Origin of the sequence: Mycobacterium intermedium, assembly GCF_002086275.1 — a bacterium.
Taxonomy (GTDB): Bacteria; Actinomycetota; Actinomycetes; order Mycobacteriales; family Mycobacteriaceae; genus Mycobacterium; species Mycobacterium intermedium.
In genome coordinates, this window is record NZ_MVHT01000086.1 from 1 (window position 1) to 19083 (window position 19083).

A 19083-nucleotide genomic window follows, 5' to 3' on the forward strand; every position below is an offset into this window, starting at 1 on the left:
ATGATCATCCTCGGGAAGGTGCGCCCACTTTCACGCCACCTCATCAAGGCTCATCCACAGGTTTCGATCATTGCTCCTCCAGGACATCGGTGTGCCACAGGCGAATAGGAACCCCATTAATGCCACCATGGCGATCGCCATCTGCGGTGAGAAGGCGACCGGGGTGCCGTGTCTGGCTTGAACTATGGTGAAGGCCAACAAGTACAAGATCGTTGAGGCACCCATGAACAACGCTGCTATCAAATATAGGCAGTTCAACAGTTGGTGTGCGTCGGTGAGCGAGTATCCCCGGAGGCCGGCGGACAACTCCTCTCGCTTCTCCTTCTTGTCGTGTACAAGCTGATTGAGGTTTGGGCACTGCGCGACTTGCTGTTGCCTAACGAAGGCGAAGATCACGACCGTTGCCAGCGGTAGGACGACGTTGAACGCGGATGCATCGCTGAATTGCTGGGTGAACGTGGTAAAGCCGGGTGTACTGTGGCCCACCCAGAAAAACGCCGCCACGGCCGAGCCGCCAAAGAAGTTGGTGATGATGTGACCACCGAACCTGGACAGTGCAAAAACTTCTTCACCGTGAGCACGAAACCGGTGCTCGAACGCGCCTACCAGCGGCGGCAGCAAAGCGAACGTCAAGATGAACGCGGTGACCGCGAAGACTGAGGCGGTCGAAGGGAACAGTGGCTTGCGCGCGAACGTGAGCCCAGCCGCGAGCAGCGAAAGCCCAAGGACAATCCAGTCTTGCCACGCATCCGGTTGCGCTTTCCGAATGAGCTTGTGGCCCTTGATCTCAACGATGCTGGCTGCGCCCAGTATCGCCTGAAACGCCAAACTTACCCACATGACGGCAGAGAGCCCCACCCGCGTCCTCCCAGGTCGCCCACAGTCAGGAGCCTGATTTTAGGTATCAGCGTCAGTAGCGCAATGAAACACGCCGGGACCTTTGGACGAACTTTGAGGTACTCGTTCAGTGCGCCGCAGACCGACGGTGACCCGGTCCCGTGGCACCTAAGCTTCGATCAGGCTCCGAGGCGGAGTTCCGGTGTCAACACGGCTCCGCGAAGTGCGCACTGGCGACGCCGCTTATACCAGATTGACGCCATCATGCGCCCGCGATTGGGGCGCTTCTTCGAAGGCATCCAGAACGCGCACCCCGAACGCCGGCGCCATCGCTGACTGCACTTCGTCCTTTGTCATCCAACGGATTTCACGCGCTTCCGCGGTGGCATGAGGTTCACCCCTCGTCGGCCGACAGCGATAAACCAACGCCACGATTCCGTGAGTCAGGTTCTTGTAGACACCGGTGAGTCGTTCGACGGTCACGGCGAGTCCAGTCTCTTCGAGAACCTCGCGTTGAACGCCAGCCTCGAATGATTCATCAAGCTCAAGGACGCCACCTGGGGCTTCCCAGTGGCCGGTGTCATCACGTTTGATGACCAGGACGCGGCCGTCGTCGCGGACCACAATGCCCGCGACGCTAACCGAGTGTTTCGGCGTGGCTGCCATGCGAGACTCCATCCTCGGGGCCGGACTCCAGTAGTGACATGGGCGTGTCGTTTTCTTACACTACTAGTCGTCTAGACATGCAAGGGAAGGCTCTGCGGTGCTGCAACTTGGCCAGATCGACCGCGCGGACGACAAGCCGCCGTATCGACAGATCGCCGGCATGTTGCGCGAAGCAATCAGCTCTGGCCAGCTAGACGCAGGGGACCGCCTGCCGTCCGAGGCCGAGTTGATCAAGCACTTCGGCGTGGCACGCATGACCGTTAGGCAGGCGATGCAAGTGCTCGGCAGCGAAGGGCTCGTAGTCACGCAACACGGCCGCGGCGTGTTCGTCCGCCCCACACCCGCGATCCATAGGCTCGCCTCCGATCGATTCGCTCGACGACATCGCGCAAGCGGCAAAGCGGCGTTCGCGGTCGAGGCAGAGAAGTCGGGTTACACGCCACAAGTCGACAACATCATTGTGACGCGCGAGAAGCCGAGTTCGACTGTTGCTGAACGTCTTCGCTTGACTGCAGACGACGAGGTTGTCGTTCGATCGCGGCGTTACCTCGCCGATGGTCGACCAGTCGAGACTGCGATCTCGTACATTCCTGCGGCATTGGCCCAAAACACCAAGATCGAACAAGTCGATACCGGGCCTGGCGGCATCTACGCCCGACTCGAAGACGCCGGCCACATCCTGGCCCGATTCACCGAAGAAGTCGGCGCCCGGATGCCTACACCCGAAGAGCATCGCGCCCTGCAGCTCCCGGCAGGGGTGCCTGTCTTGACGGTGGTTCGGACGGCCTACGACACCAACGACGTGGCTGTCGAAGTATGCGACACCGTGAAGGTCGCATCCGCCTACCTGCTCGAATACGACTTCTCTGCACGCTAAATCCATAAACGCGACCAATATCGCGCTCGACGCTTGACTAACTCCTCTAGACGACTAGGTTGGGTAGACATCTAGTTCAATCCACTCGAAAGGTTCAACAGTGTCCATCCCCAAATGGCTCCAGATCTCCCACGACCAGGTGTTCTCGCTCGGCGCGTTCCTCGTATCCGAGGTGACGCCGATGATCGACTTCGATAAGTCCTCCGGCGAGAACCGCGTTCAGGCAAGAGACCGCGACACTGGCTTACCGATGTGGCAGGTCGAAGTGCTCGACGGCGATCCCGCCGCACCGAAGCGAAGCCGCACGGTGACCGTCAAGTTCGCCGCGCCGACGCAGCCGACGGCACCGACCAACTCCAGCGGAACACCCTTCACACCAGTCATTTTCGATGGGCTCATAGCCCTGCCGTACATCGAGCGGTCGGGCGATTTCTCTAGGATCGCGTGGTCTTTCCGCGCCTCGGATATGCGAGCACCGGGTAAGTCATCCGCCAGCGCAACTACAAGCCGGGAATCGGCATGAATCCCGATCCATTCGCCCCCGTCGATCTTGATACCCCGTTCCGGCTCCATCACGTGCTGGACTTCCTCACCAACCTCGCCCTGTGCGTGGCGGTCATCGTCGCCGTCACCGGCGCAGCCCTTATCTACTGGCGGCTGCACTCACCAGAGACGTACGAGGAACGATTCGCAACACCTGCCCGGCTCCTGCGCTGGCGCTTCTGGGCACACCTTTCGTGGCAAAAGTTGTGCAAGCGCTGCGGTTTGTCCACCTCCGAGCAGGTCATGCGCCGCGACAACGAAGGTCGGCAAGTCACGTCAACGCGCTGGTTCCATCCAAAATTATTGGGAACAGACGTGTCTCGCACAACCCTGCGACTGACGGTGCGAGCACGGATGGGGCAGACTGTCGAGGACTTGGAGCGTGCCGTTCCGGCGATTCGCGACGCTGCGGGAGCTTACTCAGCACGGACTGTAGTCGTCTCGCCTGGGACGCTTCAGATCGAGCTGGTCATGCGGGAACAGCTGTCGACCACAAGTCACCCAGCGCCGCCGACAGCAGTGGCAACCGCACGAGTCACGCTCGGGCGATGCGAAAACGGCTCAGTCTGGACTCTGCCGTTGAGCGGCCGGCACACCCTCACCGTGGGCTGCTCGGGCGCAGGCAAGGGCTCCATCTTCTGGGGCATCGCCGGCGGGCTCGGGCCCTCCGTGGCTGCCGGTGTGGTGCACCTCGTGGGCATCGATCTGAAATACGGCGTCGAGTTGTCGGTCGGGGCCGGCCTGTTCACCAAGATCGCCACCACGGAGGCCGATGCGGTGGAAACCCTTGCCGCGCTGGAGAAGCTGATGAACAAGCGGGGCAACGCGATGGCGGGTCGCACACGCCAGCACAATCCGACCAAGGCGTCACCCCTGGTGGTGCTGCTCATCGACGAGCTGGCCGGAGTGACCGCGTACATGAGTGACCCAGCCCTGCGCAAAGAAGCCGCCGCATCGTTGTCGCGCATTCTCACAAAGGGCCGTGCCCTTGGCATCGTGGTCGCAGCGTTTCTGCAAGATCCGCGCAAGGAAGTCCTACCGATGCGAGGGCTGTTCACCCAGACCATCGCGCTTCGACTACGTTCCCGAGACGAAGTCGCGATGGTGCTGGGCGACGGGATGGCCGATGCCGCGCCCGCACACCGAATCAGCCCCGACAGACCAGGCACCGGCTACGTCGTCGCCGAAGACGGACAAGTGACCAAGGTGCGGGCCGACTTCTGGTCCGATGAACAAATCCGTTTCACCGCTAATCAATACCAACCGGCAAGCTCGCCTCGGGGGAGGGCAGCGCAATGAGCTCTATCTTCGAACCACCCGACCAGGATCAAGTGACCCGGCATGCCGACGATCTGATGCAGCGCGCCAACCTCGTCCGCAGAGACGGATGGGACCAGTACAGGCATCTCGGGTCCTGCGGCGAAGTCATCGGCACCGCGCTGGTCCTCCACGACGACGCAGAACTCCTACGCTGCGGAGAGACCATGATCTCCGCCTTGGAGCGATGGGCTTTCGATCTCTGGGGAATTACCAGCGGCCAGTCCGACGCCGACACCGGATTGCCATGCACCCGTGCATGGTTCGACTCGATCCGTGCAGCGAGGTGATGCCATGGTGATTCACGGTCTCCGGGAGGCCCTCATGTCCACCGGCAGCTTTCCTGAGCTCCTCACCGCAGATCAGGTGTCGGCGCTGCTCGGCGTCTCCGCCGCGACACTCAACCGCTGGGCTGCGCTCCGCGAAACGACCGGCGAGCAGATCGGACCGCCCTGCTACACCCTCTCTGAGCGGGTCCGTCGCTGGGATGCTGCCGAAGTCCGAGCCTGGCTCAAACAGGTGCGCCGGTAATGGCCGGCAACATGCCGCGCGGCATCCGGAAACGGCTCAACGCGGTCGGGGAGCCCCGCTACCAAGTCCGCTACCTGGTCCGGGACCCCGACGTTCCATCCGGCTGGGTCGAAACGTCGGCCACGTTTCCGACACTTCGCGAGGCCAAAGCCTTTAAATCCGAACGCGACAACGAAGCCGCCCTCGGTGGCCGTCGGTTCGACCCACGCCTCGGTCGCACACCGCTGCAGCGGATTTGGACGCAGTTCTCCGACTCTAAGAAGCCGGCAGTGTCGCCGAAGACCTGGAGCGGCTACACCCAGCACTGGGAACTGCGCATCAAACCGCGGTTCGGCCACGTGCCGGTCGACGAAATCACCCGCGCCGACGTTCAGGCGTTCGTTGACGGCCTCAAAGTCGGCCCGTGGGCGAAGGTATCCACGCTCCGACTCCTCCGGTCAATTCTCGATGTCGCTCACCAGGACGGCCGCATTCACCGCAACCCCGCCCTCGGCGTCTCAGCGGGCCGCATTCCCGAGCGGGAACGTCACCGATACCTGACCGCTCACGAAGTCCAGAGGCTCGCCATGGCATGTGGCGATCAGGGCGACGTGGTGACGATCCTTGCCTACACCGGCCTGCGCTGGTCCGAACTCGTCGGTCTCCGCGTCAAGGACATCGACCTGACCGGCCGTCGCCTCTACGTCCGACGGGCAGCACCGGAAGTCGAAGGCCACATCGTCATTGGGCCACCCAAGACCCGCGCCGGAATCCGCACCGTGCCGCTCCCCCAAGTTGTCGTCGACATCCTCAAAACGAAGATCGGCGGGCGGGCACCTGACGAGCCAGCCGTCACCTCACCCAACGGCGCGATGTTGCGGTCCAACAACTGGCGCCGACATACGCATTGGAACAAAGCCCTGAAGAAAACCAACTTGGCTCCGTTGACCATCCACGATCTGCGCCATACCTATGCCAGCTTGGCCCGCAGATCCGGCGCTGATCTTCGCTACGTCCAGAAGACCATGGGCCACTCAACGCCGACCGTGACCGCGAACATCTACAGCGACCTCTACTCCGACGAGCTGGACCAAGTTGCGAGCAACCTCGATCAGCTTCACGCAACCGAGATTCACTCACCGAAGACCGGACAAGAACCGGACGAATCAAACTGACAATCGAGTGCAAGACCCGTGTCGATGCTGGTCAGACCTGGTGGCCAGGGGCGGGATCGAACCGCCGACCTTCCGCTTTTCAGGCGGACGCTCGTACCGACTGAGCTACCTGGCCGGAAGGCAGCGTGTGCCTCGCCGTGTTGGCGACCCTGACGGGACTTGAACCCGCGACCTCCGCCGTGACAGGGCGGCGCGCTAACCAACTGCGCCACAGGGCCTTGCTTATCTACTGCTCCGTTGCCTCACGTGCAGGGTACCCCCTACGGGATTCGAACCCGCGTTACCGCCTTGAAAGGGCGGCGTCCTAGGCCGTCTAGACGAAGGGGGCCAGAACCGAATCTCTTCGGGGTACTCGCAACGTGTTCTCGGTTGGGAGCCAAGTCAGCTTAGGGCACCGTGGCCCTAATCCTCAAACGAGCACCGACTCGCTACACAGTATCCTGAGTCTCCGCGCCCCTATAGCTCAGTTGGTAGAGCTACGGACTTTTAATCCGCAGGTCGTAGGTTCGAGTCCTACTGGGGGCACTTTCCGCCTCGTATGACGTCCCCGTTGCCATCCCTCGGCGCCCCCTCTGCGATCCCTCAGCGACCCCTTTGTGACACCTTTGCAACCCCTGTCCAGCTCCGGCCCACCAGCGCGCAACATCGCTGATTGGGGCCCAGAAGCGTACCTGCCTGAGAAGAGACGATGGATTCCGCCGTATGCCGTATGGACCACCCAAGCGGTTGGTTATGCTCGCGGGCATGCTTCCGGAGATAAATCAAAATGGGGTCCAACCCAACGCACCCGTCGCTCTGGTGACCATGGAGATTCGTCACCCGGCTACCGATTCACTCACGGAGTCGGCGAGCCGGGAGATCAAGCATCTCCTCATCAACGACTTGCCCATCGAACGACAGGCGCAGGACGTGAGCTGGGGGATGACCGCCCCCGGCGCTCCCCCACAGCCCGTTGCGGACCGTTTCGTGCGTTACGGCAACCGCGACAACACCGTGGCGGCGTCTCTGAAGAACCAGGCCGTCGTCGTCGAGACCAGCGCATACACCAGCTTTGAGGCCTTCACCGACATCGTGTTGCGGGTCATCGACGCCCGGGCGCAGGTGTCCTCGATCGTCGGGGTCGAGCGCATCGGTCTGCGTTACGTCCTGGAGATCCGCGTCCCGGCCGGCGTCGACGGCCGGATCGACTGGAGCAACTGGATCGACGAGCAGTTGCTGGGGCCGCAGCGCATCACCCCGGGCGGCCTGTTCCTCACCGAGTGGCAGGGCGCCGCGGTGTACCGCGAGCCGCAACCCGGCAAGTCGCTGATCGTGCGGTACGGGCCGGGTGTCGGCCAGGCGCTGGACGCGAACTACCACCTGCGCCGCGTGACGCCGCCCCAGACCGGACCGTTCTTCCTGATGGACATCGACAGCTTCTGGACTCCGCCGACCGGCTCGATTCCCGAGTACAACCGGGACGCGCTCGTGTCGACGTTCCAGGACCTGTACGGACCGGCTCGCGTCGTGTTCCAGGACTTGATCACCGGCCGCCTGAAGGACGAGCTGCTCAAGAGCAGCTGAGCTCAGCCCTTCAGCACAGCGCTGGTGTAGGTCACATCGGCAAACGCGGCGGCTAGCTCGTCATCGGGGTAGACGAAGCCGTTCGCCTCGTGCAGTTCGGCGACGGTGTGCGCCGACGTCTGCCAGTTCGCGCGCGCCAGATAGTCGAGGATGTGACTGCGTTCGCCGTGGTAGACGAGTTCGTTGAAGTCGACCTCGAAGCCGAGCTCAGCCATCCGGTCGTGGTGTGAGCGCCAGCGCTCGTCAGCGAAGATCCTGGTGTCGGGGACGAACTCGAACGCCAGCCGGCTGCCGGGGGCGCTCAGTGCGGTGATGTTGTCGAACAGCGCGTCTTGGGCGTCGTCGGGCAGGTAGACGAGCAGCCCCTCGGCGCTCCACGCCGAGGGGCGCTCCGTGTCAAAGCCGGCCTCTTTCAGCGCAGTGGCCCAGTCGTCGCGCAAGTCGATAGCGACCGTGCGGCGCTCGGCCGTGGGCTCCGCGCCGAGGTCGCTCAGCGTGACGGTCTTGAACTCGATCACCTCGGGCATGTCGACCTCGTAGACGACGGTGCCCACGGGCCACGGCAGCCGGTAGGCGCGCGCGTCGAGACCCGACGCCAGAATGACCGCTTGGCGAATGCCGCTGCGCGTTGCGTCGATGAAGAACTGGTCGTAGAACCGCGTGCGGCAGGCCATCCCCTTGGCCATCCGCGCAGGATCGAATTCGGAGTCCTCGTCGACCGGAATCTGCCCATTCACCAGGCGGACATAGACGTCCAGCCCCACCGCGCGCACCAGTGGCGCAGCGTACGGGTCGTCGATGTACGCGTACTCCGGGTCAGCTGCCAGCGCGCGCTGCGCGGCGACCATGGTCGCCGTCGCGCCGACGCTCGTCGCAAGGTCCCAGCGATCACTCTCGGTCCGTGCCATACCACTCCTTGTCCCAATCAGAAAACATAGCTTGTCTAGTTAATATCACAGGCCGTCACAACGGGACAGCGCTGCGCCAGCGAACTGTGATCGACCTCAAGCAGGGCCAGCAGTGTTGCGCTATTATCTGCGTATGCATGCAGATAATAGACCTCTGCGGCTGCCCGACGATCAGGTCGCCCTGGTCGTCGAGGTCTTCCGAATGCTGGCCGATGCCACCCGCGTGCAGGTGCTGTGGTCGTTGGCAGACCACGAGATGTCGGTCAACGAGCTCGCCGAGCACGTGGGAAAGCCCGCCCCCTCCGTCTCTCAACACCTCGCGAAGCTGCGGATGGCACGCCTGGTGCGCACCCGCAGAGAGGGCACGACGATCTACTACAGCCTGGAAAACGACCACGTGCGCCAGCTCGTCATCGACGCGGTTTTCAACGCCGAACACGCCGGCCCGGGAATCCCCCGTCATCACCGCACCGATGACGGACTGCAGGCAGTGAAGGCAACCCGGGTGGCGCGCGGTGTGAATCCTGCGGCGCACCACGCCGAAAAACCGTCGAGCAATTCACGCTCGGCGCACTAGAAGGAGGAATCACCGATGTCAGAACACAGCCACGACGCGCCGCACGAGCACGAACATACGCACGGCGACGTCACCCACAGCCACGATCACGACGCCCATGACCACGAGCACGTCAGGCACGAACACCCGCACTCACACGACGACGGCACCCAGCACACGCATGAGCACGTGCACCAGGCCGGCTTGGAAGCGGTGCACCACCACACCCACGCCTGACGGCACGTCGAAGGGTCAGGCCACCGGGCAGTAGTGCTTGGGGTTGCCGCGGTTTTCCAACGGCGGCAAATTGCGGGCCGGGGTCTGCGGCAGCGGCGCGTCGGCGGGAATGCGCCCACTCGCGCGGTCCAGACCGGCGCGAGCCCGGGGATGCTTGCGGTACCGAGGCGGCACCAAGGAGAAGACCGCCCACACCAGATTGCCGAAGCGCCGGTGCAGCCACTCGTCGCGGCGACTCCATGTGAAGCCCAGCCGTTCGCGGACGGCCGGGTGATAGAACCCGGTAGTCAACCAGACGAAGAACGGCCGAGACAGCCTGGTCAGGCCTCCCCACAGCCAATTCGGCAGCCAGGGAGCGATCGGCAGCTTGTTGTACAGCGTCAAGTCGAGCACGGCCCGAGTCGCGTAGTTGTCTTCTAAGACGTTGCGGCACATGTGGTCCCAGTACTCCTGGAACTCCTCCCAGGACTTCGGCACCGGCCGCATGCTCATCCCGTACATCCGATACCACTGGACGTGCTCGTCGAACAGCTGACGCTTCTCCGCCTCGGTCAGCCCACCGCCAAACCGTTCCGCGACCAGGATCGTGCCCATGAAGAACGTGCTGTGCGCCCAGTAGAAGACGTCGGGATTCAGCGCGTGGTAGCGACGCCCCAGCTTGTCGACGCCCTTGATGTCGATGTGGTAATCGCGCACCTCGGCACCCGTCTGGGGGGCACGGTCACCGTCGAACACGACCCCGCCGATCGGATACAGCGAGCGCATCACCCGCGCCAGGGGTTCCTGGAAGAACGTCGAGTGATCCTCGACGGCAGCGCCCAACTGGGGGTGCATGTTCTGCATGGAGCCGGCGAACGGCCCCTGCAGGATGCCGCGCCAGTCACCGAAGTATTTCCAGGTCAGCGAATCCGGGCCGAGCGGCACCGGCGGCGCGTCATAACCCAGCGGCGAGGAGACGGGGCACCCCGCGGCGAGTTCGTCGGGTGCGCCGCTAGTCACCGGGCACGAAGCGGACGTATCTTGAGTCACTGTTGTTTCCTGGTGCTCGTGGTATGAGGTCGGGACAAAACGGACTACAGGCGTTGTCAGAATTATTTTAGCTTAGGGAGTCACGTGCCGACCGGTCAACGAAGGGGTCGATGGTCCGGCGTCCCCATCGAGGATCGCAACGCGGTGCGCAGGGATGACCTGATCGCCGCGGGTGTGCAGCTGCTCGGCGGAGAAGGCGGACCGGCGCTGACCGTCCGCGCCGTCTGCCGCCACGCCAGACTCACCGAGCGGTACTTCTACGAATGCTTCGCCGACCGTGACGAGTTTGTCCGCGCGGTCTACGACGACGTCTGCGCGAAAGCGATGGCCACCCTGACCTCGGCGAGCACCCCGCGCGAGGCGGTCGAGCAGTTCGTGGCGTTGATGGTCGACGACCCGGTCCGCGGGCGGGTGCTGCTGCTCGCGCCGGCGGTGGAACCTGTGCTGACCCTGTCAGGCGCGGAGTGGATGCCCAATTTCATAGACTTGCTGCAGCGCAAGCTGTCCCGGATCGCCGATCCCGTGCTGCAGAAGCTCGTGGCGACCAGCCTGATCGGCGCTCTGACCGGCCTGTTCATCGCTTACCTGAACGGTCAGCTAGGCGCGAGTCGTCAGCAGTTCATCGACTACTGCGTCGACATGATGCTGAGTACGGCGGCCGCCTATGTGCCGCAACCCGCGGCCGACTAGAGCAGGCTTGGCAGCGAGTCAACAGGGGTTAAAAATCCGCCCGATTCGGGCATCCAAACCGGCAGTTCAACCGGCGGAAGACGTGGCCCGACTGTGACCTGACTCGCCGGAACCAAACTTGATGCTACTGACAGACACAGATATATTGACTGAAACCGTCAGACACAGATAACTGGAGGGGCCATGTCGGCCGAGATGACCAACCTGCAGCTCCTGCACGAACTGGAACCAGTCGTAGAGAAGTGCGTGAACCGTCACGAGAGCATGCACAAGCACTGGAATCCCCACGACTACATCCCGTGGTCGGACGGCAAGAACTTCTATGCGCTGGGCGGTCAGGACTGGGAACCCGGACAGTCCCAACTGACCGACGTCGCTCAGGTCGCGATGGTGCAGAACCTGATGACCGAAGACAACCTGCCGTCCTACCACCGCGAGATCAAGATGAACTTCGGCCTGGACGGACCGTGGGGTTACTGGGTCAATCGGTGGACCGCCGAGGAGAACCGGCACGGAATCGCGCTACGCGACTACCTGGTGGTGACCCGTGCGGTCGACCCGTACGAGCTGGAGAAGCTGCGCATCGAGGTGGTGAACCGGGGCTTCAGCCCGGGCCAGAACCACCAGGTCCGCGACGACCTGTTCGCCGAGAGCCTGTTCGACTCCGTCATCTACGTGACGTTCCAGGAGTTGGCGACCCGGATTTCGCACCGCAACACCGGCAAAGCCTGCGCCGAGCCGATCGCCGACCAGTTGCTGGCCAAGATCTCGGCCGACGAGAACCTGCACATGATCTTCTACCGCGACGTCAGCGGAGCGGGCTTGGACATTGCCCCCAACCAGGCAATGAGGTCGCTGCACAAGGTGCTGCGCAACTTCCAGATGCCGGGCTTCCAGGTGCCCGAGTTCCGCCGCAAGGCCGTGGTCATCGCTGTCGGCGGCGTCTACGACCCGCGCATCCACCTCGACGATGTGGTCATGCCGGTGTTGAAGAAGTGGCGCATCTTCGAGCGCGAAGACTTCACCGGCGAAGCCGCCAAACTTCGCGACGACCTGGCTCTGCTGATCGAGGAGCTCGAACTTGCCTGCGAGAAGTTCGAGATCTCCAAGCAGCGTCAACTCGAACGCGAGGAGCGCACCGGCAAGCGGATCACCGCAGCCGAGCTCCACAACACGGCCGGCAAGCTGGTGATGAGCGGGCGGTAGTCCCGCGGTGCAGATCGGCTCTATCACCCTGGCCAGCCCGGTGGTGCTGGCCCCAATGGCCGGGGTGACAAACGTCGCGTTCCGGACGCTGTGCCGGGAGTTGGAAGTATCGAAGGTCGGCACCGTCAGCGGACTGTACGTCTGTGAGATGGTGACCGCGCGTGCGCTCGTCGAGCGCAACCCGGTCACCATGCACATGACGACGTTCGCCCCCGACGAGTCGCCGCGGTCGCTGCAGCTCTACACCGTCGACCCCGACACCACGTACGCTGCGGCCCGGATGATCGCCGACGAAAACCTGGCCGATCACATCGACATGAACTTCGGCTGCCCGGTGCCAAAGGTGACCAAGCGCGGGGGCGGGGCGGCACTACCGTTCAAGCGGCGGCTGTTCGGACAGATCGTCGCCGCCGCGGTGCGCGCCACCGAAGGCACGGACATCCCGGTGACGGTGAAGTTCCGCATCGGCATCGACGACGAGCACCACACCCACCTGGATGCCGGCCGCATCGCCGAAGCCGAAGGTGCCGCCGCGGTGGCGCTGCACGCTCGCACGGCCGCCCAGCGCTATTCGGGAACCGCCGACTGGGATCAGATCGCCCGGCTCAAGCAAGAAGTCCGGACCATCCCGGTGTTGGGCAACGGGGACATCTACGACGCCCGCGATGCGCTGGCCATGATGGCGAGCACCGGATGCGACGGCGTCGTCATCGGCCGCGGCTGCCTCGGGCGACCATGGCTCTTCGCCGAGTTGTCGGCCGCTTTCACCAACCGCCCGGCGCCCACGCCACCGAACCTCGGCGAGGTTGCCGACATCATCCGTCGCCACGGCGCCCTGCTGGCCGCGCACTTCGGCGAGGACAAGGGCATGCGCGACATCCGCAAACACGTCGCCTGGTACCTGCATGGATTTCCCGCCGGGTCAGACTTGCGACGGGAACTGGCACTGGTCAAGACCCTCGAACAGCTCGATGAACTACTGAGCCGGCTGGACGGCAGCGTCCCGTTCCCCGAGGCGGGCAACGGCCCGCGGGGACGCCAGGGCTCTCCTGCGCGAGTTTCTCTTCCGCAGGGTTGGCTGGACGATCCCGACGATTGCCGGGTGCCCGAAGGCGCCGATGTGATGCACTCGGGCGGCTGAAGCCGCCGGTGGTGGTCGAACCGAGACGCAGCTGAAATCGCGTCGTCGCCGATTAGTAAGTACGATGTGAACCTTGCTGCATCTGCGCGGCGCTAATGAGGAGCGCTGCGCTGACGCGTGCGCATCACATTCCTGACGTCCGCGCGACACGCTTGCACTTTGGAGGCCGGTAGGACATGAGTGACGGCGACAGCGGCGCCACTCGTCAGCCTCGGCACGCATCGGATCCCGGCAGTGCTGTTGAACGGTCTACTCCTCTTCAGCACCGAATGTCAGGCGCCGCGCCGTGGGAGCGGTTCTCGATACCGTCCGATGACGAGGTGACCCGGTCGGGAGCTGGAAGCTTCGCAGAACCGGAGCACGGCGAGAAGCCCGAGCAAGAGAAGAAGGGCGGCTCTCATCTCAACGGTGGCGTCAGCGTCGCCGAATTGATCGCCAAACTCGGGGCTCCTGCCGACCGTCCCCGCCGCCGTCGCCACCTCGCCCCCGACCCCGAGCCGGAACCCGAACCCGAACCGCAGCCCGACAGCGAGCACGCGCCTGTCGATTCGACCCCGGAGCACGCCGCGGAGGCGGACGAATTCGACGATTCGGCGGACACCCAGGTCATCCCGACGCCGGCCTACGCCCTGCAACTCCTCGAGGAACTTCCCGACCTGGGGTCGGCCCACGATCCATCAGAGACGGACAAGTCCGAACCGTCCAGCGCGTCGCCAGAGAAACCGAAGAAGCAGAAGGCCCCGAAGGCCCACAAGAAGTCGGCCCGCGCACCCAAGACCCGCGAGCCGAAGACGAAGACCCGACGGCGGATATTGGTGGCCGGGCGCGCACTGGCCGCGATGTTCGCCGTGCTGGCGCTGGTGCTGACCGGTGGGGCTTGGCACTGGAGCACGTCAAAGAACGACCGGATGAACACCGTCAGCGCGTTGGACCCGCAATCGAACGACATCGTTGATCCCGTCGGGCAGTACGGCGACGAGAACTTCCTGATCGTCGGAATGGATTCCCGGTTGGGAGCCAACTCCACCATCGGAGCCGGAGACACCGAGGACGCCGGGGGCGCCAGGTCGGACACCGTGATGCTGGTCAACATCCCGGCCAACCGACAACGCGTGGTTGCCGTGTCTTTCCCGCGTGACCTGGCCATCAACCCGATCCAATGCGAGGCCTGGAACCCCGAAACCGGTAAATACGGCCCCATCTACGACGAGAAGACGGGCACGATGGGCCCGAAGATGGTCTACACCGAGACCAAACTGAACTCAGCGTTCTCCTTCGGCGGACCGAAGTGTCTGGTGAAGGTGATCCAGAAGCTGTCGGGGTTGGCCATCAACCGGTTCATCGCGGTCGACTTCGTCGGTTTCGCGCGGATGGTCGAGGCGATCGGCGGCGTCGAGGTGTGTACCACCACGCCGTTGCGTGACTACGAATTGGGCACCGTGCTCGAGCGGGCCGGGCGGCAGCGGATCGACGGCCAGACCGCGCTGAACTATGTGCGAGCCCGTCAGGTCACCACCGAGAGCAACGGCGACTACGGCCGAATCAAACGCCAGCAGCGGTTCTTGTCGTCGTTGCTGCGTTCGATGATCTCCGAAGACACCTTGCTGAACCTCAACAAGCTCAACAACGCCGTCAACATCTTCATCGGCAACAGCTATGTCGACAACGTCAAGACCAGGGACCTGGTCGAGTTGGGCCGATCGCTGCAGCACATGGCGGCGGGGCACGTCACGTTCGTCACCGTGCCCACCGGCGTAACGGACCAGGACGGGAATGAACCGCCGCGTACCGCGGACATGAAGGCGCTGTTCACCGCGATCATCAACGACGAGCCGCTCCCCAAGGAAAACGACCACAACGCGCAGACCTTAGGGTCGAGCCCAACTACCTCGCCAAGCACTACCAAGAAGGTGCCGCCGGCAAACCCGGCGAACGAGCCCCAACACGAGCAGCTGACGACGACGTCGCCGAGCGAGGTCACGGTGCAGGTGTCCAACGGGACGAGCACCCAAGGTCTGGCCACCACGGCCGCCAACCAGCTCAAGAAAAACGGCTTCAACGTGATGACGCCGGACGACTATCCGAGCCCCCTGAAGGCCACCACGGTGTTCTTCTCACCCGGCAATGAGCAGGCCGCCGCCACCGTCGCCGCCGCGTTCGGCAATTCGAAGATCGAGCGGGTGACCGGGATCGGCCAAGTGGTGCAGGTGGTGCTGGGCCCGGATTTCAGTTCGGTCGTCTCTCCCCCGCCCACCGGGACGTCGGTGAGCGTCCAAGTGACTCGCGGCTCCGCAACGACGCCCACCAAGTTGCCCGAAGATCTGACCGTCACGAACGCCGCCGACACCACCTGCGAATAGCGCGAGTGTCCTTTGGGGGCGTTCCTCACATGGAGAACGTAGGCTTTACCTATGCGGACCGCTTACCATGAGCAACTCTCGGAACTGTCGGAGCGGCTCGGTGAGATGTGCGGCCTGGCCGGGCAGGCCATGGAGCGGGCCACTCAAGCCTTGTTGCAGGCCGACCTGGTGCTGGCCGAACAGGTGATCTCCGACCACGAGAAAATTGCGTCCATGAGCGCGCGCGCCGAGGAGAGCGCGTTCGTGCTGCTCGCCCTGCAGGCGCCTGTTGCCGGGGACCTTAGATCGATCGTGAGCGCGATCCAGATGGTGGCCGACATCGACCGGATGGGCGCGCTGGCACTGCACGTTGCCAAGATCGCCCGCCGCCGCCACCCCCAACATGCGCTGCCCGAAGAGGTGAACGGTTACTTCGCCGAGATGGGCCGTCTCGCTGTGGAATTGGGCAACAGCGCCCAGGAAGTGGTGTTGTCCCGCGACCCCGAGAAGGCCGCGCGCATTCGCGCAGAAGACGACGCGATGGACGACCTGCATCGCCACCTGTTCAGTGTGTTGATGGACCGGGAGTGGAAGCATGGCGTGGCGGCCGCCGTCGACGTGACGCTGCTGGGCCGGTTCTACGAACGCTTCGCCGACCATGCCGTCGAGGTGGCACGGCGGGTCATCTTCCAGGCCACCGGGAAATTCCCCGAGGACGAGACCTCACCGACGCAGCACTAGCCGAAGCGACCCGAGATGTAGTCCTCGGTGGCTTTTTGGGTCGGGTTGGAGAAAATCTTCTCCGTGTCGTCGATCTCGATGAGGCGGCCGGGCCTACCGACGGATTCCAGGTTGAAGAACGCCGTCTGATCACTCACCCGCGCGGCCTGCTGCATGTTGTGGGTGACGATGACGATGGTGTAGTTCTGCTTCAGCTCGCTGATGAGGTCTTCGATCGCCATCGTCGAAATGGGGTCGAGCGCCGAACACGGCTCATCCATCAGCAGCACGTCGGGTTGCACCGCAATGGCCCGCGCAATGCAGAGCCGTTGCTGCTGGCCACCGGACAACCCGCCGCCGGGCCGGTCGAGCCGGTCCTTGACTTCGTCCCACAGGTTGGCGCCGCGCAGTGACAGTTCGGCGGTCTCGTTGAGGACCTTGCGGTTCCGGATGCCTTGCAGCTTCAGGCCCGCCACTACGTTGTCGCGAATCGACATGGCGGGGAACGGGTTCGGCCGCTGGAAGACCATCCCGATCGCCCGACGCACGCCGACCGGATCGATCTTTGGGCCGTAGATGTTTTCGTCGTCGAGGAGCACACTGCCTTCGACTCGCGCACCAGGAATCACCTCGTGCATCCGGTTCAGCGTGCGCAGCACGGTGGTCTTGCCGCATCCGGACGGCCCGATGAAGGCGGTCACACTGCGGGGGAGAACTGACAACGTCACATCGGAGACCGCATGAAACGACCCGTAATAGATGTTGACCTCTTTGAGGTCCAACCGTTTGGCCACTGCCAGCTCCTGCCTAGTTACTGCCTAAGACGTCTTCGGGGCCAAGACTCGTGCGATCACCCTGGCCCCGATATTCATGATCGCGACAACCACGATCAATGTCAGTGCCGCGCCCCACAGCCGGTCTGTGGGAACGGGGTGTGTCCCAGCGCCCAGCAACGTCTGGTCGTACATCATGCCTGGCAGCGACCCCATGAATCCGCTCAACACGTCGAAGCTCATCTGCTGCGAATATCCAACCAGGACGAGTAGCGGGGCGGTTTCACCCATCACCCTGGCCAGCGCCAGCATAATCCCGGTGATGATCCCCGACGACCCGGTCGGAATCACGATTCTGACGATGGTCTTCCATTTCGGGGCGCCAAGGGCGTAGCCCGCCTCGCGCAGATCCATCGGCACGACCCAGAGCATCTCTTCGGTCGTGCGCACGATCACCGGCACCATCAACAACACCAACGCCAGCGAGACAGCCAACTGCGACCGCGGGAAGCCCAATACCGATACCCAGACGGCGTAGATGAATATGGCCGCGATGATCGAGGGCACCCCGGTCAGGATGTCCACCGTGAATGTGACGGCCCTGGCCGGCTTGCTGTTGCCGCCGTACTCGACAAGGTAGATCGCCACCAAGATGCCGATGGGTATGGAGATCGCCGCGCTCAATGCCCCCTGCATCAGGGTGCCGACGATCGCGTGGAAGGCACCTCCACCGGGATCCATCGCCGTCATGTTCGCCTGCGAATGCGTCCACCACGCGCTGGACGTGACCGCGTGAATCCCGCGGGCGACGACGGAAAAGAGCACCAACACGAGAGGGGTCAGGGCGATCAGCGTGGCCAGGGTGACCAGCACCGTCGCGACGTGGTTGGCGATGCGACGCCGCGGCTCGAGCCCGGAGAACGTGCGCGGCTTGAGGGGACGATCCAGGATCGAGGTCATGGGTTGGTTCTTTCGGCCCCCACGACGACCGTACGTGCCACGCCGTTGACCACAGAAGTGAGCAGGAACAGCGTCAGCCCCGCCGCAAGATACGCGCCGGCACGGTAGGGATCGTCGAAGTCCGGCGCGGCACCGGCGATCTTCGTGGCAATGGTGGAGCCACCGTCGAAGAGCGACCAGCCGAACGCCTCCTGGGTGCCGCGCAGGATGATCAGCAGCGCGACCGTCTCCCCCAGCGCGCGTCCCAGACCCAGAATCACGCCACAGATGTATCCGGACCGTCCAAAAGGCAGCACGGTCGTTTGGACCACCTCCCAACGGGTGGCGCCGAGTGCGAGCGCGGCTTCGATCTGCCCCTGCGGCGTCTGCGCGAACACCTCGCGCGTCACCGCCGTCATGATCGGCAGGATCATGATCGCCAGGACGATTCCACCGGTGAAGATTGTGCCGCCACCGGCGTTCGAGGGGCTGCTCCGGGCGAACAGGAAGCACCAACCCAGGTTGGCCTCAAGCCAGCCCGCAACCGGGCGCAACCACGGCGCCAGCACGTAGAGGCCCCAGACGCCGTAGATGATCGAGGGCACCGCGGCGAGCAGATCCACCATGTAGGCCAGCGCTCCGGCAACCCGTCGCGGCGCGTACTGGGTCAAGAAGATGGCGACACCCAGTGCGACCGGCATCGCCAGGGTCAGGGCCAACAGCGAAACGAAAAGGGTGACCTGCAGCAGGTCGAGGACTCCGAAGTGCATCGCCGAGGTGTCGGTGGTGATCCACGGGCCGCGGTAGGTCAGGAAGTTCTCGTGGTTGCGCTGCAGTGCCGGCACCGCGCGCCACAACAGGAATGCACCGATGGCCGCGACCAGAGCCACGATCACCGCCCCGGACGCCCGCGACAGCCCGCCGAACATCCGGTCGCCCGCGGACGGCTTGGTTTGGCCCCAGGGACTTAGGGGCGTGACGCGCGGTCGCTTGAACGGGGCCGCGACGACCCCGCCCGCACCGGCGTCGGCTGGGTTTGGTGTCGCCATGTGTTCCT

Annotated in this window: 21 protein-coding genes and 4 tRNA genes; 15 read left to right on the plus strand and 10 right to left on the minus strand. The window is 63.9% G+C overall.

The window, feature by feature from the left end:
• Nucleotides 1-30: 30 nt before the first annotated feature.
• Together BST27_RS23815 and BST27_RS23820 are read right to left on the minus strand one after the other, a co-directional pair.
• Complete coding sequence (locus BST27_RS23815; RefSeq protein ID WP_079219650.1) at nt 31-858, minus strand: hypothetical protein; 828 nt, start codon at nt 856-858, stop codon at nt 31-33.
• Nucleotides 859-1080: 222 nt separating this feature from the next.
• Nucleotides 1081-1503, minus strand: coding sequence for an NUDIX hydrolase (locus tag BST27_RS23820; protein WP_069422027.1), 423 nt, complete (start codon nt 1501-1503; stop codon nt 1081-1083).
• A gap of 97 nt (nt 1504-1600) precedes the next feature.
• Here BST27_RS23820 and BST27_RS23825 point away from each other — a divergent pair, with 97 nt between their 5' ends.
• From BST27_RS23825 to BST27_RS23850, 6 genes are all read left to right on the plus strand, one after another.
• Nucleotides 1601-2380, plus strand: coding sequence for a GntR family transcriptional regulator (locus tag BST27_RS23825; protein WP_069422005.1), 780 nt, complete (start codon nt 1601-1603; stop codon nt 2378-2380).
• A 100-nt stretch (nt 2381-2480) separates the two neighbouring features.
• Nucleotides 2481-2903, plus strand: coding sequence for a plasmid replication, integration and excision activator (locus BST27_RS23830; protein ID WP_069422006.1), 423 nt, complete (start codon nt 2481-2483; stop codon nt 2901-2903).
• Nucleotides 2900-4222: an FtsK/SpoIIIE domain-containing protein gene (locus BST27_RS23835; protein ID WP_069422007.1), complete on the plus strand. Its 1323-nt coding sequence runs from the start codon at nt 2900-2902 to the stop codon at nt 4220-4222. Before BST27_RS23830 ends, BST27_RS23835 begins: the two co-directional genes overlap by 4 nt.
• Nucleotides 4219-4530, plus strand: a complete 312-nt coding sequence (locus tag BST27_RS23840) for a hypothetical protein (protein WP_069422008.1) — start codon at nt 4219-4221, stop codon at nt 4528-4530. Before BST27_RS23835 ends, BST27_RS23840 begins: the two co-directional genes overlap by 4 nt.
• A gap of 4 nt (nt 4531-4534) precedes the next feature.
• Nucleotides 4535-4771 carry a helix-turn-helix transcriptional regulator gene (locus tag BST27_RS23845; protein ID WP_069422009.1) on the plus strand — a complete coding sequence of 79 codons (237 nt, stop codon included), beginning with the start codon at nt 4535-4537 and terminating at the stop codon, nt 4769-4771.
• On the plus strand, nt 4771-5925 hold the full coding sequence (locus BST27_RS23850; protein ID WP_069422010.1) for a tyrosine-type recombinase/integrase: 1155 nt from the start codon (nt 4771-4773) through the stop codon (nt 5923-5925). Before BST27_RS23845 ends, BST27_RS23850 begins: the two co-directional genes overlap by 1 nt.
• A gap of 38 nt (nt 5926-5963) precedes the next feature.
• Here BST27_RS23850 and BST27_RS23855 read toward each other — a convergent pair.
• The 3 genes from BST27_RS23855 to BST27_RS23865 all read right to left on the minus strand — a co-directional run bounded on the left by BST27_RS23855 (nt 5964) and on the right by BST27_RS23865 (nt 6253).
• A tRNA-Phe gene (locus BST27_RS23855) sits at nt 5964-6040 on the minus strand.
• 26 nt (nt 6041-6066) lie between these two features.
• Nucleotides 6067-6143, minus strand: a tRNA-Asp gene (locus tag BST27_RS23860).
• A gap of 36 nt (nt 6144-6179) precedes the next feature.
• Nucleotides 6180-6253: transfer RNA gene (locus BST27_RS23865), tRNA-Glu, on the minus strand.
• A gap of 124 nt (nt 6254-6377) precedes the next feature.
• Here BST27_RS23865 and BST27_RS23870 point away from each other — a divergent pair.
• Nucleotides 6378-6450: transfer RNA gene (locus tag BST27_RS23870), tRNA-Lys, on the plus strand.
• Between the two features lie 219 nt (nt 6451-6669).
• Complete coding sequence (locus tag BST27_RS23875) at nt 6670-7488, plus strand: TIGR04255 family protein (protein ID WP_069422028.1); 819 nt, start codon at nt 6670-6672, stop codon at nt 7486-7488.
• Nucleotides 7489-7490: 2 nt separating this feature from the next.
• Here the strand turns inward: BST27_RS23875 and BST27_RS23880 are convergent, their stop codons facing one another.
• A complete protein-coding gene (locus tag BST27_RS23880; protein WP_069422011.1) occupies nt 7491-8396 on the minus strand; it encodes an SAM-dependent methyltransferase in 906 nt (301 codons plus the stop codon).
• A 133-nt stretch (nt 8397-8529) separates the two neighbouring features.
• Here BST27_RS23880 and BST27_RS23885 point away from each other — a divergent pair, with 133 nt between their 5' ends.
• Nucleotides 8530-8973: an ArsR/SmtB family transcription factor gene (locus tag BST27_RS23885; RefSeq protein ID WP_079219653.1), complete on the plus strand. Its 444-nt coding sequence runs from the start codon at nt 8530-8532 to the stop codon at nt 8971-8973.
• A gap of 15 nt (nt 8974-8988) precedes the next feature.
• On the plus strand, nt 8989-9189 hold the full coding sequence (locus tag BST27_RS23890) for a zinc transporter Slc39a7 (protein WP_079219649.1): 201 nt from the start codon (nt 8989-8991) through the stop codon (nt 9187-9189).
• A gap of 15 nt (nt 9190-9204) precedes the next feature.
• Here BST27_RS23890 and BST27_RS23895 read toward each other — a convergent pair whose 3' ends face one another.
• Nucleotides 9205-10218, minus strand: coding sequence for an oxygenase MpaB family protein (locus BST27_RS23895; protein ID WP_069422012.1), 1014 nt, complete (start codon nt 10216-10218; stop codon nt 9205-9207).
• 84 nt (nt 10219-10302) lie between these two features.
• Here BST27_RS23895 and BST27_RS23900 point away from each other — a divergent pair, with 84 nt between their 5' ends.
• The 5 genes from BST27_RS23900 (at nt 10303) to phoU (ending at nt 16335) form a co-directional block, all read left to right on the plus strand.
• Nucleotides 10303-10908, plus strand: a complete 606-nt coding sequence (locus tag BST27_RS23900) for a TetR/AcrR family transcriptional regulator (RefSeq protein ID WP_069422013.1) — start codon at nt 10303-10305, stop codon at nt 10906-10908.
• Between the two features lie 183 nt (nt 10909-11091).
• A complete protein-coding gene (locus BST27_RS23905; protein WP_069422014.1) occupies nt 11092-12114 on the plus strand; it encodes an acyl-ACP desaturase in 1023 nt (340 codons plus the stop codon).
• A 7-nt stretch (nt 12115-12121) separates the two neighbouring features.
• Nucleotides 12122-13255: a tRNA dihydrouridine synthase DusB gene (gene dusB, locus BST27_RS23910; protein WP_069422015.1), complete on the plus strand. Its 1134-nt coding sequence runs from the start codon at nt 12122-12124 to the stop codon at nt 13253-13255.
• Between the two features lie 269 nt (nt 13256-13524).
• Nucleotides 13525-15615: an LCP family protein gene (locus BST27_RS23915; protein ID WP_232007431.1), complete on the plus strand. Its 2091-nt coding sequence runs from the start codon at nt 13525-13527 to the stop codon at nt 15613-15615.
• A 51-nt stretch (nt 15616-15666) separates the two neighbouring features.
• A complete protein-coding gene (gene phoU / locus BST27_RS23920) occupies nt 15667-16335 on the plus strand; it encodes a phosphate signaling complex protein PhoU (RefSeq protein WP_069422017.1) in 669 nt (222 codons plus the stop codon).
• On the opposite strand, the gene pstB is transcribed toward phoU, so the two are convergent.
• The 3 genes from pstB to pstC are packed head-to-tail and all read right to left on the minus strand — an operon-like array spanning nt 16332 to nt 19075.
• Nucleotides 16332-17108: a phosphate ABC transporter ATP-binding protein PstB gene (gene pstB / locus BST27_RS23925; protein ID WP_069422018.1), complete on the minus strand. Its 777-nt coding sequence runs from the start codon at nt 17106-17108 to the stop codon at nt 16332-16334. The genes phoU and pstB overlap by 4 nt on opposite strands.
• 24 nt (nt 17109-17132) lie before the next feature.
• Nucleotides 17133-18047, minus strand: a complete 915-nt coding sequence (gene pstA, locus BST27_RS23930) for a phosphate ABC transporter permease PstA (RefSeq protein WP_069422019.1) — start codon at nt 18045-18047, stop codon at nt 17133-17135.
• Nucleotides 18044-19075, minus strand: a complete 1032-nt coding sequence (gene pstC / locus BST27_RS23935) for a phosphate ABC transporter permease subunit PstC (RefSeq protein ID WP_069422020.1) — start codon at nt 19073-19075, stop codon at nt 18044-18046. Before pstC ends, pstA begins: the two co-directional genes overlap by 4 nt.
• Nucleotides 19076-19083 lie beyond the last annotated feature (8 nt).